A 16529-nucleotide genomic window follows, 5' to 3' on the forward strand; every position below is an offset into this window, starting at 1 on the left:
ACTCGGCGGCGCCGGCCGCCGAGGCTCCGGCCAAAGTCGCGGAAGCGACCCCGTCGGCCGACGTGGCGGAGACGGTCGCGCCGAAGCTCGAACACGCCGACGGCTCCGTCATCATCCGCCGCAATGACACGCTCTGGCGCATCTCGCGCCGCGTCTACGGCCATGGCACGCGCTTTTCGACCATCTATCTCGCCAACCAGGACCAGATCCGCGATCCCGACCGCATCTGGCCCGGCCAGGTTTTCAAGGTTCCCGGCAAGTCGAAGGAAGGCGAGCCGGCCGATATGAAGGCCATGGGCGACCAGATGACCACGGTGGCGCCGAAGGCGGAGTAGGGGAGCGCCGGCGCACGAGCGCGCAATCTCCCCCCTCCAGGGGGGAGATTACCGGTGCTACCCATCCGCCTAGCTTGCCCTCTCATCCTTCATCGTCTATCGCCGATGAACGATGAGCGAATCCCCATCCGACAACCGCGCCCCCGACAGCCGCGCCATCGCCGCGCGGTTTGCGGCACTGTCGCATCCGGCGCGCATCGAGATCCTGAAGCATCTGTCGGCCAGCCGCTGCTGCTCGTGCCGCGAGGTGGTCGACCATCTCGACCTCGCCCAGTCGACGGTTTCGCAACATCTGAAAATCCTGGTCGAAGCCGGGCTGGTCCGCTTTGAGTCCGACCGCCAGCGCTCGCGCTACGCGGTCGATCACGCGGCGCTCGCGGGCGTCTCCGCCTCGCTTCGTGAACTCGTCAACTCCTGCTGCGCCAGCCGCTGACCCCTCTCACCCAAAAGGCAAGAAATAGTGGCCGACAAGACCGTCTCCGCCGAAACCGGCACCCTCACGACCCTGCGCAATCTGTGGCCCTATATGTGGCCGGCCGACCGCGCCGACTTAAGAGCCCGCGTCACCTGGGCGACGCTGCTCCTGGTCGTCGCCAAGCTCACGCTGGTCGCCGGTCCTTATTTCTTCAAATGGGCGACCGATGCGCTTGCCCACGGCTCGAAGGCGCCGCCGCCGCTGCCTGCCTTCATGCTCGCGCCGGTGATGCTGGTCATCGCCTATAATGCGCTGAGGCTGGTCCAGCTCGGCTTCAACCAGCTGCGCGACGCGCTGTTTGCCCGCGTCGGCCAATATGCGGTGCGCCAGCTCGCCTTCCGCACCTTCGTCCACATGCACCAGCTGTCGCTGCGTTTCCATCTCGAGCGCCGCACCGGCGGGCTGTCGCGCATCATCGAGCGCGGCACCAAGGGCATCGAGACGATCGTGCGCTTCGTCATGCTGAACACGGCGCCGACCATCCTCGAATTCGCGCTGACGGCCGGCATTTTCGCCTACACCTATGGCTGGAAGTATGTGGCCGTGGTGGCGGTCACGGTGTGGATCTATGTCTGGTTCACGGTCAAGGCGAGCGACTGGCGCATCTCGATCCGCCGCGACATGAACGACAGCGACACCGACGCCAACACCAAGGCGATCGACTCGCTGCTCAATTTCGAGACGGTCAAATATTTCACCAATGAGCGCATGGAGGCCGAGCGCTTCGACCGCTCCATGGCGCGCTACGAGACCGCCGCGACGAAAACCTGGACCTCGCTCGGCTGGCTGAACTTCGGCCAGGGCGTCATCTTCGGGCTGGGCACCGTCATCGTGATGTGCATGTCGGCGCTGGAGGTACAGGCCGGCACGCAAAGCGTCGGCGACTTCGTCTTCATCAACGCCATGCTGATGCAGCTTTCCGTGCCGCTCAATTTCATCGGCTTCATCTATCGCGAGATCCGGCAGGGCCTGACCGACATCGAGCACATGTTCGACCTGCTCGACGTCCCCCAGGAGATCGTCGACAAGCCGGACGCCAAGCCGTTGAAGGTGAGTGCCGGCAAGGTCGAGTTCCGCGACGTGCATTTCTCCTATGATCCGAACCGCAAGATTCTGAAAGGCATATCCTTCGAGGTGCCGGCCGGCAAGACGGTCGCCATCGTCGGCCCCTCCGGCGCCGGCAAGTCGACCATCTCGCGGCTGCTGTTCCGCTTTTACGACGTCCAGCGCGGCCAGGTGCTGATCGACGGCAAGGACATCCGCGACGTCACACAGGAGAGCCTGCGCGCCATGCTCGGCATGGTGCCGCAGGACACCGTGCTTTTCAACGACACCATCGCCTACAACATCCGCTACGGCCGCGTCGGCGCCAGCGAGGAGGAGGTGCGCAAGGCAGCTGAGCTCGCCCAGATCGGGCCCTTCATCGCCAAGCTCCCCGACGGCTATCGCTCGATGGTCGGCGAGCGCGGGCTGAAGCTTTCGGGCGGCGAAAAGCAGCGCGTGGCGATCGCCCGCACCATCCTCAAGGCGCCGCCGATCCTGATGCTCGACGAGGCAACCTCGGCTCTGGACACCCAGACCGAACAGGAGATCCAGGCCGCGCTCGACCTTGTCAGCAAGGGCCGCACCACCATCGTCATTGCTCACCGGCTGTCGACGGTGATCTCGGCCGACGAGATCATCGTCTTGAAGGACGGCCAGATCGCCGAGCGCGGCACCCACGCCGCGCTGCTCGCCAGGCACGGCCTCTACGCCTCGATGTGGGACCGCCAGCGCGAAGCGACCGAAGCCGAGGAACGGCTGCGCATCGCCCGTGAGACCGACGAACTGGGAGTGATTGTGCGGAGAAGGACGTCGGAGATGAGTTGATCTCCCCCACAAGGGGTCACAAGGGGGGAGATCAGCGGTATCAGCGCCTCGCAAAAAATCCCTTGACCTCAACTTACCTTGAGCTTGCAAACCGTCTCCGAGCCCCTGCGAAGCAAGCCTTCCAAGAACGGAGACAGATCGAAATGAGCAATAAAAATCAACGCCATGGCAGCGTGTTCCGGGTCGATAAGTTCGTTGTGCCGGCGGAAGCGCGCGACGAGATCCTCGGCAAGGTCAAGATGACGCATGAATTGCTGCGCCAGCAGGAAGGCTTCGTGCAGGACTTCCTGCTCGAGCAGTTTTCCGGCCCCGGCGAATTCAACATCGTCACCATGGTCGAATGGGAAAGCCAGGCGGCTGTCGACAAGGTTGTGCCGATCGTCAAGGCAGCGCACGAGCGCATCGCCTTCAGCCCGCAGGAAACGATAGTGCGCCTGGGCGTCAAGGCCGACATTGCCAACTATCAGCGCGTGCCGGAGTTATAAGACGGCCAGCCCGCGCCAGGTGCAGACGCGGCGACGCCTAGCACCTGGCCGGTGCGGGCGTCGCTGACCATGTGCTCGAAGCCGCGCCATTCGGCGGCGGCGATGAACAGCGTCCTGCCCTCGGCCCCGCCCAGCATGCAGGCAAAGCAGCCGCGGTCGACCTCGACCCTACCGATTTTCGCACCGCCCTCGTGCACCCTGACGCAGTGCCGGTTGGGCACGTCGGCGTACCAGACGCAGCCCTCGGTATCGAGGCAGATACCGTCTGGATAGTCACTGCCGAGATCGGCCCAGACGCGGCGCTTGAAAAGGCTGCCATCGGCCGCAATATCGAAGGCGGTCAGCCGCCTGGCATGGGATTCGGCGACAATCAAAGTCTGGTTGTCCGGCGTTACCGCCATGCCGTTGGCGAAGGCGATGTCCTCGGCGACCTGCCGGACCATGCCGTCCGGCGTGATCAGCACGATGGTGCCCGGCCCGAAATGCTCGCCCGGCGCCGGCGCCGGCCCACCACCATTGACATAGATGTTGCCGCGCCCGTCGACGACAATCTCATTCCAGGGGTTCTTCGACAGCGGCCTTAGGTCGGCATGGGTGGCGAGCGTCCCGTCCGCCTCCTGCCTAAGCAGCAGGCCTTCCCGCCCGGAGACGACAAGCAGTCGCCCGTCCGGCAGCCAGTCGATCGAATAGGGCAGCATGGCCGGCACGGTGAGCATGACCTCGCTGTTGCCGTCTTCATCCACGGCAACGATCTCGCCGGTGCCCCAGTTGCACAGCCAGAGCCGCCCCTCACGCCAGCGCGGTGACTCGCCAAAGGCGAGGCCCTCCGTGATGACCTTTGCTTTCCCGGTGACGGATTGCGGCGATGGCATTGGCTGGCTCCTTGGCATGTTGTCCAGCCAAGGACGGATGAGAGGGCCGGATTCCGACAGTCGGTGCTGAAAGTCATGGTCATGACCCACAACACCCAACCGCCCATCCTCTCCCATTGTTGCGTTGCGGGGAGGGGGGCTTTCCGCTATTGAGGCCGGACCTGCAACAGGGACCGCCCTCAGCCCTATGACGCTTGTCGATTCGATCAAGAATACGTTCGTTCCGATCCATCGCGAGGGCTACCCCTTCATCGCCGCCTTCGGCGCGGCAACGCTTTTCCTCGGCTATTTCTCCTCGCTCCTGTTCTGGATCGGGCTGATCCTCACCGCCTGGTGCATCTATTTCTACCGCGATCCCGAGCGCGTCACGCCGGTCGACGACCGGCTGGTGGTGAGCCCGGCTGACGGCGTGATTTCGGCGGTCGGGCCGGCCGTGCCGCCCAGCGAGCTTGGCCTGGGTTCCACCGAGATGACCCGCATCTCGGTGTTCATGAATGTCTTTTCTTGCCACATCAACCGCGCGCCGGTGCGCGGCAGGATCACGCGGATCGAGCATCGTCCCGGCAAATTCCTCAACGCCGAGCTCGACAAGGCGAGTTCCGAGAACGAGCGCAACGGCCTGGTCATCGACAGCCCCAACGGCATGATCGCCGCCGTGCAGATCGCCGGCCTTGTGGCGCGCCGCATCGTCTGCTGGGCCGAGCAGGGCGGCTCGATCGGGATCGGCGAGCGTTTTGGCCTGATCCGCTTCGGCTCGCGCGTCGACGTCTTCCTACCATCGAATGCCGTGCCGCGCGTCGCCGTCGGCCAGACGGCGGTGGGTGGCGAGACGGTGCTTGCGGAGTTCGGCGGCGCAGCCGTCGCCCCGCTGGTCAGGATTTCCTGAGACGTGGGCGCGCCCTTCAAGAAATTCGAGGCACACGCCAGCGGCGGCCCGCGCATCCGCGAGATCCCGATGCGCATGGTGCTGCCCAATCTGGTCACCGTGCTTGCCATCTGCGCCGGCCTGTCCGGCATCCGCTTCGCCTTCGAGGACCGTTTCGAGCCGGCCGTCGTCATGGTGTTGCTCGCCGCCTTCCTCGACGGCATAGACGGTCGCCTGGCACGCATGCTGAAGGCGACCTCGAAATTCGGCGCGCAGATGGATTCGCTGGCCGACATCGTCAATTTCGGCGTGGCGCCGGCGCTGGTGCTCTATGCCTTCCTGCTCGACCGCGCCGGCTCGCCGGGCTGGATCGCGGCGCTTCTGTTCACCATCGCCTGCGGCATGCGGCTCGCCCGCTTCAATGTGCTGGCCGACGACACCGACCAGCCGGCCTGGCAGACCGAATATTTCGTCGGCGTGCCGGCGCCGGCGGGCGCCGTGCTGGTCATGTTGCCGCTCTATCTCTATTTTCTGCGGCTCGGCCTGGAGCCCACCCGGCCGGCGGCCTTCGTCGCCACCGGCTTCACCGTGCTCGTCGCTTTCCTTTTGGTCAGCCGGCTGCCGGTCTATTCGGGCAAGAGCGTCAAGGTGCCGGGCGACAGGGTGCTGCCGGTCATCCTCGGCGTTGTGCTCTACATCCTGCTGTTGATGGCCTATCCCTGGTATACGCTGACGGCCTCGGTCGCCGGCTATCTCCTCTTCCTGCCGTTCTCGGTGCGCGCCTATTCGAAGCGGGCCATGCGCGAAGGCGAGAAGGTGCCGCCTTCGGATATCGGGTAGGCGCTACGCCGCGGCACTCAGCCCCAGCCGGTCGATCGCCAGCTTGCGCGCCGAGATGTAGTCGGTCTTGCCGGAGCCCAGCACCGGGATTTCTTCCACCTTGACGATGTCGTTGGGCACCATCAGCTCCGCCGCGCCCGCCTTCTTGCCGAACTGGCGCAGCTCTTCCGGATCGGCGTCACCGGCGGTGGTGACCAGCACGATGCGCTCGCCGCGTCTCTTGTCGGGCACAGCGACCGCGGCATGGCGCTCTTCGGGCCAAAGTGCCTGCACCAGCATCTCGACCGCGCCCAGTGACACCATCTCGCCGGCGATCTTGGCGAAGCGTTTTGCGCGACCTCGGATGGTGATGAAGCCGTCGCGGTCGACCGAGACGATGTCGCCGGTATCGTGCCAGCCTTCGAGCGGCTGCAATTCACCTGGCCGATCGGCGGTCATGTAGCCCATCATCATATTCGGCCCATCGAGCCACAGCCGGCCGGCGTCGCTGATGCCTTCGACCGGCTCGAGCTTCATGCGGATCCCCGGCAGCAGCCGCCCGACCGTGCCGTCGCGGTTGTGGATCGCGGTGTTCACCGCCACCACGGGCGCCGCCTCGGTCAGCCCAAAGCCTTCGATGATCGACGCCTGGAAACGGTCGCGGTAGACGCGCCTTGTCTCCGGCTTCACCGCCTCGGCGCCGGCCACCACGAAGCGCAGGCTGGAGAAGTCGCCGTCCTTGGCGGTGCGGGCATAGTTGGCGAGGAAGGTGTCGGTGCCGAACATTACCGTCGGCTTCACCTTGCGCGCGATCTCCGGAATGATCTTGTAGTGCAGCGGCGAGGGGTAGAGGAACAATTTCACGCCCGTAACCAGCGGCAGGATGGTGCCGCCGGTCAGCCCGAAGGAATGGAACACCGGCAGCACGTTGAGCAGGATATCGGCAGGCGAGATCGTGACGCGCGCCTCGGCCTGCATGGCGTTGGCGTAAAGGTTGCGGTGCGACAGCACCACTGCCTTGGGCGTGCCTTCCGAGCCCGAGGTGAACAGGATCACCGCCGGTTTCGACGCCTGCTGCCGCTGCAGCGGGAAGCGCCAGAAAAGCGCCGCGGCGACCTTGTCGAGCACCGTCACGCTCTCGCGCACATCCTCCAGCCAAAGCATCTTCGCGCCGCCCGCTTCGACGGCGGCGACGATGTCGTCGATGCCCGCCTTCTCGATGAATGCGCGGGATGAGACCACGGTACGGATGACAGCGGTGCGGATCGCCGCTGTCACGCTCGCCGGTCCGGCGGTGTAGTTGATCATCGCCGCGACGCGGGCCGCCGAAATCAGCCCGACGAAGGACAGCACCACGCCGTTGGCGTTGGGCAAGAGCAGGCCGACCGCTTCGCCGGGTGCCGTCACCGCCTCGAAGCGGCGGCCGAGCACGCGCGCGCCGATGAACATCTTGCGGTAGCTGAGCGCGCCCGAAATGACGTCCTCGATGATCGGGTGCGAGGCGCCGACGCGATCCGCCGCATCGCGCATCGCCAGGAACAGGCCGCGGTCGAGATTGCTGCCGTAAAGCCGCGCTTCGGCGAAACGGTCGAACAGCGCGTTGGTGTTCGAGGCCATGTCGGGGTTGCGCGCCACCAGCTCGGCGATGGTCATCGGCTCCAGCACGCTGAGCGACAGGCGTGGGAACCAGTGGCGCGGCGCCTTGTCGGCCGGCGTCAGCGACACCGGCAGGTCGCGTGAACCGGCGACGAAGATCGGCACGATGCGGGCGTCGGCCTGCATGGCGATGCGGGTGATGGCGCGGAACAGCCGGAACGACTTGACGTCCGGCTCGACCGTGTCGGGCAGATAGACGGCAAGTCGGCCCTTGCCCTTCAGCACGCGCACCAGCCGGCGGCTGACGAAGACATGTTCGGCGTTGAAGGCGATGGTGCGGGCGAGCTCACGCCACGGCTCCAGCCATAGTGAGCGCGCCGAGGCCTCGTCCAGGATGTGCAGCGTGTCGTCAGCAAGCAGCGACAGCATCAGCGCCGGCTCGATGCGCGACTGGTGCGAGACGACATAGATGACCGGCGTTTGCGCATTGCGGGCAATGCGGATGCGGTTGTCGGAGATGCGCCAGGCAAGCTTGAACGGCACGTAGAGCAGCGCCTGGGTGAAACGCAGATCGAGCCGGAACGTCTCGATCACGCCGATCACTAGCCAGGCAAAGACCAGACCGGCAAGCAGCGCCAATGTCAGGATCATGCCGCTCTCTCCCAACGTCCTCCCAGATCGCGGCTCTTCGCGGCCGCTTCGATTGCAGAGGGTAGCGGAAGTCAGGGGAAGGTCAATGCGGGGGTGATACGACCTCCCCTTCTCCCCTGGTGGGAGAAGGGGAAGGCGCCGCCGCTACGCCGCCTTCAGCCTCCCGCTACGCACTTTCCCTGGGATCGCCCCAAAAGAAAAAGCCGACCTTTTTGCGGGTCGGCTTCTAGTCGGACGGGTCGAGGGGTTTGGGGGGACTTGGGGGGTGACCCGTCAATCCAACAATGCCTGAGTCGGATGATGGTTCCGTGACCGCGAAAATAATTTACGAACGCGCCGATTTCGCCTTCATCCAGTCGCGCCCGGCATGGGCGAAAACCGCGCAAAGCACGATGGCGCCGCCGACGATGCTGGCCGTTGGCGGGATTTCGCCGAGGAACAGCATGGCAAACAGGATGGCGAAGGGAACCTCCCCCGAGCCGAGCAGGCCCGATTCGGCGGCGGGGATGAGCCGCGAGCCTTCGGTCCACAGGATCGAGGCCGTCGCGAAGGAGCAGCCGAAGGTGGCAAGCAGCACCATGTCGCGGGTCGAGACGGCCAGCGGGTCGGTGACGAACCAGCCGAGCACGAAGAGCAGGAAGGCGGACACCGCGCCGGCCCAGACGACGGGCGAGTCGCGGAAGGCGCGCACCATGATCATGTAGAGCGCGCTGCCGGTGGTCATCAAAAGCGCCAGCCCGTCGCCGAACAGGTGGCCGCTGCCGAGGCCGCCGCCCACCATGATGGCGACGCCGCAAAGCGACACGGCCGCCGCCAGCATCGTCTGCAGGCGGAATTTTTCGCGCACCAGCAGCAAGGCAAGCAATGCCGCGATGAAAGGCGAGGTTGCGTAGATCACCGCGACATTGGCGACATAGGTGAACTTGAAGGCCGAGATGAAGGCGATGCTGGCCGCGGCACCCTCGACCGCCAGCAGCCAGCCGCGCCAGCCGAGCCTGAGACTCTCGCGTCCGCCCGAGCGGCGCCGCCGCCACAGCACATAAAGGGTGATCAGGATCGAGCCGAAGAAGCCGCGCCAGCAGGTGATGGTCAGCGGATCGGCATGGATCGACTTGGTCAGCACGCCGGTGAGCGCGAAGGCAATCGCCGAGGCCGAGACCAGCACGATCCCCAGCGTGCGCTCAGCCGCGAGGTCGGCGGCGCCATGCATGAGCGTGTCGGGCCTGTCGAGAGAATCCGTCATGTCACCAGACTACGCTTGCTGTCCTGACACCCTGCTGTCAGCAGCAGCTACCATCCCATGGCACAGCCGGCACGCCTCTGCGCCAGGTCCGCTCTTGCGTTGGGACAGTGGCCGGCGACCTGCATTCGCCCGACGCTTACAAGGGGCTTACGCGGACAAAGCCACTCCGCAGTGGTTGCTGACGCTGGTGTGCGAGGAGGCGGACGAGCATGTTCGGCGTCTTGCAATGCTGGACGGCCGCAGCCCTATCAGGTAATTTTGAGGCTCGCGGATTGATCGGCGTGGCTCACACCGGCGGTAGACCACGGAGAGCGCCAATGCGTCCGTTGCATAAGTCCGGGAGTTCGATGACTGAAGTGATCGATCGACTGGTGACGGCGATGAACGCGCACGATCTCGACGCTGTCACCGCTCTCATCCACGAGAACTATCGGAGCGTGCAGCCGGCGCACCCGGGCAGAGCTTTCGTCGGGCGGGATCAGATGCGCGCCAATTGGGAAGCCATGTTCGCGGGAATACCTGACTTCCACGCGGCGGTCACGCGATCGGTCCAAGACAGTGACACGACCTGGATCGAATGGCATTGGTCAGGTACTCGCTCCGACGGGCAACCCTTCGAGGTGCGCGGGGTCACGCTGTTCGAAATTATCGACGGTCAGATTGTGGCCGGGCGACTTTATCTGGAGGACGTCGAGCGGCAGGTTGTCGGCATCGAAGACGCGGTTGAAGCCCTCTCCGGGCGCCGTCCGCCAACGGCCAGCAGTCGAACCGATTCCTGACCTCGCCGCCGCGCCGCAGCGCAACAGATGGTGGCGCATTCGGCGCGAGCGGGCGGCGCTCACTGCGTCGCCTGGTAGAGCTCCGACGCGGCCTCCTTCAGCGCTCGACGCCCGTCCGGTCTCAGATACATCATATGGCCGCCCTCGACGACGTCGAGGCGGATCGGCTTGGCGTCGGCGAGGGTGTGGATCTGGTTCACCAGGTAGCGCGAGGCGAGATAGGGCGTCACGAGGTCGGTATAGCCGTTGACGATGACGACGCCGAGCGAAGGGTTGAGCGAGCGGGCCCGCTGCAGGTCGTTCATCACCCCGGCATAGCCTTGGCCGGAGGTGCCGTAGTCCCAGTTGCGGCTGATCTCGCCGTTGAGCAGCCGGTAGCTGACGTCGGTGCGGTAGTTCAGTTCATCGCGCGCATAGGCGACGAAGGCCGAGGTCAGCGCCGGCACGCTGCGGTCGAGCACCGGATCGGGGCCGGCGATGTGGGCACTTTCCGGCGCGATGTCGCTGGTCGCGACCATGGCATCGTAAGGGCTGAGCACCTTGCCCTTGGCGCGCTGGAACTCGCGGGCGAAGAGGCCGGTCGGGACGCGGGCAAAGTTGTGGTCTACAAGATCGAGCGGCAGACCGGTGATTTCCGCCACGCGCCGGCTGGCGAGCTTTCCGCCTTGCTCCAGCCCGCTTGCCAACGCCGTCAGATAATCGCCAAGCGCATAGTGCTCGACCTCGGCCAACCTGTCGCGCAGCGCCTCGCCACTGACGCCGTCGGAACGAAGGCGCACCGCCGCCAGCGAAGGCAGTTCGAGCGCCCAGTGCAACTGGTCGAACTGGTCCGGCCGCACCAGCATGAACTCCAGCGCCGGCGAGATCAGCACGATGCCGCTGGGGCTTAAGCCCACATCCTCCTGCAGCGTCCTGGCGAGCAGCGCGGCGCGAAAGCCGCCATAGCTTTCGCCGGCAAGGAAGAGCGGTGAAGCGGTGCGACCGTTTTGGGCGAGATAGAGCCGGATGAAAGCGCCGACCGAGCTGGCGTCCTGGTCGACGCCCCAGAAAGCTTTCGTGTCCTGGCCCGGCGCCTCGCGGCTGTAGCCGGTGCCGACCGGGTCTATGAAGACGAGGTCGGTCATGTCGAGCCAGCTGTCCGGATTGTCGATCAGTTTTTGCGGCGGCGGCAGGAATTCGCCGTCGGCCGCGGTGGCGACGATGCGCGGGCCGAGCGCGCCGAGATGCAGATAGGCCGACGCCGCGCCCGGCCCACCGTTGAAGACGAAGGTGATCGGCCGCTCCTTCGCCGGGGCGGGCGATTGCTGCGTGTAGGCGACGTAGAAGATTTCCGCCGTGACCTCGCCCTTTCCGGACAGAAGCGACAGCGTGCCGGCCTTGGCCTGGTAGTCGAGCTTGCGGGCGGCAAGCATGATCGAATGCTCGGTCACCTGGGGCGGCGGCAAAAGCGACAGCACGCCGCCGGCTGGCGGCGGCCGTTCCGGTGTTTCGGCGGGGGCTGGCTGCGCGAAGGCTGTGAGCGCTAGGAGGATGAGGGGGACGAGCTTCAACTTGGACTGCATGAGACCTCCGCGCGAACGACCTCCGCAAAGGTATGGCCGGAGCGGGCGAAGTCAAAGGGTTGAAGCTGCCAATCTCCCCGCAAGGGGGAGATCGGCTGTCATGTACGCTTTCGCTATTCTTCTACGTTGCAGCGCTACGCTCACCCCTCCCCAAACGCCCTCTCCAGCGCCGCGACATCGATCTTCACCATGCCCAGCATCGCCTCGGTGGCGCGTTCGGCGCGCTCGCGGTCGGGATGGGCGGCCATGTCGCCGAGGATTTTCGGCACGATCTGCCACGACAGGCCCCAACGGTCCTTCAGCCAGCCGCATTGCTCGGGCTTGCCGCCATCGTCGAGAAAGGCGTTCCAGATGCGATCGATCTCGGCCTGGCTCTCGAGCTCGACGAGGATCGAGAAGGAATGGTTGAACGGGTCGAGCGGACCGGCTTCGAGCGCGATGAAATTCTGGTCGTCGAGCACGAATTCGATGATCTTGACGCTGCCGGCGGGGCCGCTCGGATTGTCCGCCGCCACGTCCGTCATGCGGCCGATCGCCGAGTTGGGAATGGTGGCGACATAGAATTCCACCGCTTGCCGCGCGTCCCTTTCGAACCACAGATGCGAGGTCACCTTGGCCATGCTGAATCTCCTTCCTGTCTGACAACGGCCGAAGGACGTTCGAGTTTCGCCAGATCCGACAGGGCATTCTTCACGCCTCGGCTCCTCCAACTGGCATAGCCTTCCTTCGCGGCGGCGTAAGAGAGTGCTATCAGCTCTGCGAAATCATCAATCGGGATTGGACAATGGACGCGACCACACTCAAGGCCATGCAGGCGCCGCTGAAGGAGGCTTATCGCGACGACGCCGCCAAGGCGCTGATCACGCTCAGGGCCAGAGGCAGCCTCGACGACCAGTCCATCGCCTGCAAGGTGGAGACGGGCAGGGCGCTTGCGGTTGCCGGTCTTCATCCGGCCACCGGCGGGTCAGGCCTGGAGCTTTGCTCGGGCGACATGCTGCTCGAAGCGCTGGTCGCCTGCGCCGGCGTGACGCTGAAGGCGGTCGCGACGGCGCTGGAGTTCAAGCTCGGCAACGCCACCGTCGAGGCCGAGGGCGACCTCGATTTTCGCGGCACGCTCGGTGTCGCTCGCGAAGCGCCGGTCGGTTTTCGGGAGATCCGGCTGAAATTCGGTCTCGATACCGACGAGCCCCAGGAGCGCATCGATTCGCTGTTGAAACTCACCGAGCGCTACTGCGTGGTGTTCCAGACGATCAACAACAAGCCGACGTTGAGTGTGAGCGCAAGCTAGTCTTCCCCCTTGAGGGGGAGATGTCGCCGAAGGCGACAGAGGGGGTCGCTGCGCATGAAGCTCCGGCGCTTTTCTCGAAGGAGACGTCGGTGCCCTATCTGGCCGCTTTGCGGCCATCTCCCCCTCAAGGGGGGAGATCAGCTGGCGCTACTGCGCAGAGGGCTCTTCAGCATCCCCCTCATCGGTGAAGGGCGAGGCGCTCGGCACGCATTGCACGGCCCAGCCCTGCGGCGTCGGCTGCTTCTGATATTCGGCAATCGCATTGGTGCACTGTTCGCGGGTGTCGAAGGTGCTGGGCAGCACCACCATGCCGCCTTGCGGACCGGCGATCACCAGATACCAGACCAACGCTACGCTGGGAGTGGCAGCCATGGAAATTCCTCTTTGCTGGATGTCGGACTCGGACCGATCCTAGCAACTCCCCGCAAGTGGCGAAAGCAGGGCCGCGAAGCGGCATTCGACCACTTGATCACAGACCCGTGACTGCAGATCGTCGCCGACCCTGTGCTCACTCGACGGCGAAGCAGTAGAACAGGCCGTCGCCGCCTGTGCCCTTCAGCACCTCCTGGCTGCAGCCGCCGCGCGAGGCATGCGAGGAATTCCACGATTTCGCCGCCGCCGAATCGTCGAGGCCGGTGCGGTCGTGATGGCCCATCATGGCGGCACTCTCCGCGCCGCTCATCGTCCAGTCGCCGCAGGTCTGGTCGGCGATCTTCGTGCCGTCCGGCTTCGAGCCGGTCAGCATGTCGTGCCGGTTGGGCTTGTCGCCGCGGCCGTTGACGACTTCGCCTTTCTCGGTAAGCGCCGTCTGCTTGGTGATGCCGTTGGCGTCGCCGTGCAGCGAGGCGACATCGTCGGCGATCTTCTCGCCCTTGGCGTTGAACCAGGGACCCTTGCCGATGCGGTCGCGCGCATCGTCGGTGCTGGTGGACAGATAGGCGTGCCAGGTCTTGCAGGTGACGCCCGCCGCTTCCGCCAGCGAGGCGCAATGCGCGTCCGCTCCCTTTAGCCCGCCGAGATCAGCGCCCTTGCCGGAGCCGACGCTGGTGACGAAGAAGCTCATCTTGGCGTCTTGCGACAGCGCCGCGCCTGCAGTGGCGGCAATGACGGTGGCGGCAACGAGAAGAAGTCTGCGCATGTCGGTCCTCCGGGTATCGAATGTTCCACATTCGAAGAACGTAGCCGGAGGCCCTTTCATCCGCCTTGAGGCGGGTTTATTCCGGCTGGCGATAGGCGACGAAGCGGTTGTGCTTGGCCTGGAAGATCAGCCCCGTCTCCTTCAGCTCCGGGCTCGCCAGCGGCACGATGCGTTTGGCGATTTCCGACGGATGCGGCAGCGTTTCGGGATCCTCGCCGGGCATGGCCTGTGCGCGCATCGCCGTGCGGGTGGCGCCGGGATCGGCGGCGTTGACCCGGAGCGGCAGGCTCTCGGTCTCATGCGCCCAGGAGCGCATCATCGTCTCGACCGCGGCTTTCGAGGCCGCGTAGGGCGCCCAGAAGGCACGCGCCGAATGCGCCGCGTTGGAGGACATGATGATGGCGCGGCCGGCGTCGGAAAGCCTCAGCAGCGGGTCGACCGAGCGGATCAGGCGCCAGGTCGCGGTGACATTGACGGTCATAACCTTCTCGAAGGTCTTGGCCTCGACATGGCCGATCGGCGAGACAACGCCGAGGATGGCGGCATTGGCGACGAGGATGTCGAGCTTGCCCCAACGCTCGTGGATCGCGCCGCCCAGCCGGTCGATGCCGGCCATGTCGGTAAGGTCAAGCGGCACCAGCGTCGCCTGTCCGCGGCCGTCGGCCTTGATCTGGTCGTCAAGCTCCTCCAGTCCGCCCACGGTGCGGGCGACGGCAATCACATGTGCGCCGGCGGCCGCCAGTTCCCTGGCTATGAAATAGCCGATGCCGCGCGAGGCGCCGGTGACGACCGCGACGCGGCCGGAGAGGTCGAGGGTCATGCGAGAGATTCCGTGAAGTGATCCGGCCTACGACCCACCGCTCGCCAGCAGCGACAGCGTGCGCACATTGTCGTGGCCTTCGAAGTCGAGCAGGCGGGTGGGGTACTGGCCGGTGAAGCAGGCGTCGCAGAACTGCGGCTGGTCGTTGTCGCGGCGCGCCTCGCCGACGGCGCGGTAGAGCCCGTCGATCGAAAGAAATCCGAGCGAATCGACGCGGATGAACTCGGCCATCTCCTCGACCGACATGCGCGATGCCAAGAGCTTCGACTTCTCCGGCGTGTCGACGCCGTAGAAACAGGAAGCGCGGGTCGGCGGCGAGGCGATGCGCATATGCACTTCCCTGGCGCCGGCATCGCGCACCATCTGCACGATCTTCTGGCTGGTGGTGCCGCGCACGATCGAATCGTCCACCAGCACCACGCGCTTGCCCTCGATCATGCGGCGATTGGCGTTGTGCTTGAGCTTCACGCCCATGTGGCGGATGGAATCGCCCGGCTGGATGAAGGTGCGGCCGACATAGTGGTTGCGGATGATGCCGAGCTCGAAGGGAATGCCCGCGGCCTGGCTGAAGCCGATCGCCGCCGGCGTGCCGGAATCCGGCACCGGCACGACGATGTCTGCCTCGACTGGGCTTTCCTGCGCCAGCTCCGCGCCGATGCGCTTGCGCACCTCATAGACGTTGCGGCCCTCGACCGAGGAATCCGGCCGCGCGAAATAGACATATTCGAAGATGCAGAACCGGGTCTTCTGCGGCTCGAACGGGAAAAGGCTCTCGATGCCCTTGGAGGTGACGACCACCATCTCGCCGGGCTTGATATCGCGCACGAAGCGGGCGCCGATGATGTCGAGCGCGCAGGTCTCGGAGGCGAGGATCCAGGCGCCGTCGAGATCGCCGAGCACCAGCGGCCTGATCCCCAGCGGATCGCGGCAGCCGATCATCTTCTTGGCCGTCATCGCCACCAGCGAGAAGGCGCCCTCGACCTGGCGCACCGCATCGATGAAGCGCGAATTGAGATCGCGCTCCTTGCTGGTTGCGACCAGGTGCAGCAGCGTCTCGGTGTCGGAGGTGGAGGAGAAGATCGCCCCCTGCTTCTGCAGCGCACGCTGCACCGTCATTGCATTGGTGAGATTGCCGTTGTGGGCGACGGCGAAGCCGCCTTCGCCGAGCTCGGCGAAGAAGGGCTGGACATTGCGCAGGCCGGAGCCCCCGGTGGTGGCGTAGCGGGTGTGGCCAATGGCGCGGTTGCCCTGCAGGCTGTCGATGACGCGCTGCTTGGTGAAGGTGTCACCGATCAGGCCGATATGGCGCTCCACATGGAACTGGCTGCCGTCATAGGAGACTATGCCGGCTGCTTCCTGGCCGCGATGCTGGAGCGCGTGAAGCCCGAGCGTGACGATGGCCGCCGCGTCCTGCCGGCCGAAAATGCCGAACACGCCGCATTCGTCATGGAAATGGTCATCGGCCTCGGCGGAAAGCACGTCGTCTGCGTCTGCCTTCGGGTCTGCCATGTGGGGCTCAAGCTCCGCTAAAATCGCCATATAGGGCGATAGCGCGTCGAACGCAACGCGCGCCGTTCAGCATTCACAAATAGCATGAGGCCGGCCGTCACGGCCGGGCCTGAAATCAATTTGCCGGCGCCGGGCTTGTGGGAGCCGGGGCAGGGGCCGGAGCAGGCTCGTTGTCGGCCGGCGCCTCGCCCTCGCTGTCGTCGGGAGCCGGCGCGTTGTCGTC

Annotated in this window: 17 protein-coding genes; 8 read left to right on the top strand and 9 right to left on the bottom strand. The window is 65.5% G+C overall.

What is annotated here, in order from left to right; genetic code table 11:
- The 4 genes from DH10_RS16730 to DH10_RS16745 form a co-directional block, all read left to right on the top strand.
- Positions 1–335, top strand: a 335-nt coding sequence (locus tag DH10_RS16730) for a LysM peptidoglycan-binding domain-containing protein (protein WP_192385009.1), incomplete at its 5' end; no start/stop codon positions are given.
- Between the two features lie 112 nt (positions 336–447).
- Positions 448–768, top strand: coding sequence for an ArsR/SmtB family transcription factor (locus DH10_RS16735; RefSeq protein WP_192256528.1), 321 nt, complete (start codon positions 448–450; stop codon positions 766–768).
- A gap of 27 nt (positions 769–795) precedes the next feature.
- Positions 796–2679 (top strand): ABCB family ABC transporter ATP-binding protein/permease, encoded by a 1884-nt coding sequence (locus DH10_RS16740; protein WP_192256526.1) that lies wholly within the window; start codon positions 796–798, stop codon positions 2677–2679.
- Positions 2680–2822: 143 nt separating this feature from the next.
- Positions 2823–3164, top strand: a complete 342-nt coding sequence (locus DH10_RS16745; RefSeq protein WP_192256524.1) for an antibiotic biosynthesis monooxygenase — start codon at positions 2823–2825, stop codon at positions 3162–3164.
- Here the strand turns inward: DH10_RS16745 and DH10_RS16750 are convergent.
- Positions 3143–4036: an SMP-30/gluconolactonase/LRE family protein gene (locus tag DH10_RS16750; RefSeq protein WP_192256522.1), complete on the bottom strand. Its 894-nt coding sequence runs from the start codon at positions 4034–4036 to the stop codon at positions 3143–3145. The genes DH10_RS16745 and DH10_RS16750 overlap by 22 nt on opposite strands.
- A gap of 148 nt (positions 4037–4184) precedes the next feature.
- On the opposite strand from DH10_RS16750, the gene DH10_RS16755 reads away from it, so the two are divergent.
- Entirely contained in the window at positions 4185–4922 is a 738-nt protein-coding gene (locus DH10_RS16755; RefSeq protein WP_312891339.1) for a phosphatidylserine decarboxylase, read from the top strand.
- Between the two features lie 3 nt (positions 4923–4925).
- Positions 4926–5741 (top strand): CDP-alcohol phosphatidyltransferase family protein, encoded by an 816-nt coding sequence (locus DH10_RS16760; RefSeq protein WP_192256519.1) that lies wholly within the window; start codon positions 4926–4928, stop codon positions 5739–5741.
- 3 nt (positions 5742–5744) lie between these two features.
- On the opposite strand, the gene DH10_RS16765 is transcribed toward DH10_RS16760, so the two are convergent.
- Positions 5745–7967: an AMP-binding protein gene (locus DH10_RS16765; RefSeq protein WP_192256517.1), complete on the bottom strand. Its 2223-nt coding sequence runs from the start codon at positions 7965–7967 to the stop codon at positions 5745–5747.
- Between the two features lie 325 nt (positions 7968–8292).
- Positions 8293–9210 carry a DMT family transporter gene (locus DH10_RS16770; protein WP_376774925.1) on the bottom strand — a complete coding sequence of 306 codons (918 nt, stop codon included), beginning with the start codon at positions 9208–9210 and terminating at the stop codon, positions 8293–8295.
- A 347-nt stretch (positions 9211–9557) separates the two neighbouring features.
- Between DH10_RS16770 and DH10_RS16775 the strand changes: the two genes are divergently transcribed.
- On the top strand, positions 9558–9989 hold the full coding sequence (locus DH10_RS16775) for a nuclear transport factor 2 family protein (protein WP_192256515.1): 432 nt from the start codon (positions 9558–9560) through the stop codon (positions 9987–9989).
- Between the two features lie 59 nt (positions 9990–10048).
- Here DH10_RS16775 and DH10_RS16780 read toward each other — a convergent pair whose 3' ends face one another.
- Both DH10_RS16780 and DH10_RS16785 read right to left on the bottom strand, forming a co-directional pair.
- A complete protein-coding gene (locus DH10_RS16780) occupies positions 10049–11551 on the bottom strand; it encodes a S10 family peptidase (protein WP_192256513.1) in 1503 nt (500 codons plus the stop codon).
- Positions 11552–11691: 140 nt separating this feature from the next.
- On the bottom strand, positions 11692–12171 hold the full coding sequence (locus DH10_RS16785) for a VOC family protein (protein WP_192385010.1): 480 nt from the start codon (positions 12169–12171) through the stop codon (positions 11692–11694).
- Positions 12172–12335: 164 nt separating this feature from the next.
- Between DH10_RS16785 and DH10_RS16790 the strand changes: the two genes are divergently transcribed.
- Complete coding sequence (locus DH10_RS16790; protein WP_192256511.1) at positions 12336–12839, top strand: OsmC family protein; 504 nt, start codon at positions 12336–12338, stop codon at positions 12837–12839.
- Positions 12840–12986: 147 nt separating this feature from the next.
- Here DH10_RS16790 and DH10_RS16795 read toward each other — a convergent pair whose 3' ends face one another.
- The 4 genes from DH10_RS16795 to purF form a co-directional block, all read right to left on the bottom strand.
- Positions 12987–13211 carry a hypothetical protein gene (locus DH10_RS16795; RefSeq protein ID WP_124996320.1) on the bottom strand — a complete coding sequence of 75 codons (225 nt, stop codon included), beginning with the start codon at positions 13209–13211 and terminating at the stop codon, positions 12987–12989.
- 136 nt (positions 13212–13347) lie between these two features.
- Complete coding sequence (locus DH10_RS16800) at positions 13348–13977, bottom strand: hypothetical protein (RefSeq protein WP_192256510.1); 630 nt, start codon at positions 13975–13977, stop codon at positions 13348–13350.
- 76 nt (positions 13978–14053) lie between these two features.
- Complete coding sequence (locus DH10_RS16805; protein ID WP_192256509.1) at positions 14054–14797, bottom strand: SDR family NAD(P)-dependent oxidoreductase; 744 nt, start codon at positions 14795–14797, stop codon at positions 14054–14056.
- Between the two features lie 27 nt (positions 14798–14824).
- The gene (gene purF, locus DH10_RS16810; RefSeq protein WP_192256508.1) at positions 14825–16306 is read right to left on the bottom strand and encodes an amidophosphoribosyltransferase; all 1482 of its coding nucleotides are present in this window, start codon (positions 16304–16306) and stop codon (positions 14825–14827) included.
- Positions 16307–16529: the final 223 nt, after the last annotated feature.

The sequence above is a fragment of the Mesorhizobium silamurunense genome, assembly GCF_014843825.1.
Classification (GTDB): domain Bacteria; phylum Pseudomonadota; class Alphaproteobacteria; order Rhizobiales; family Rhizobiaceae; genus Mesorhizobium; species Mesorhizobium silamurunense.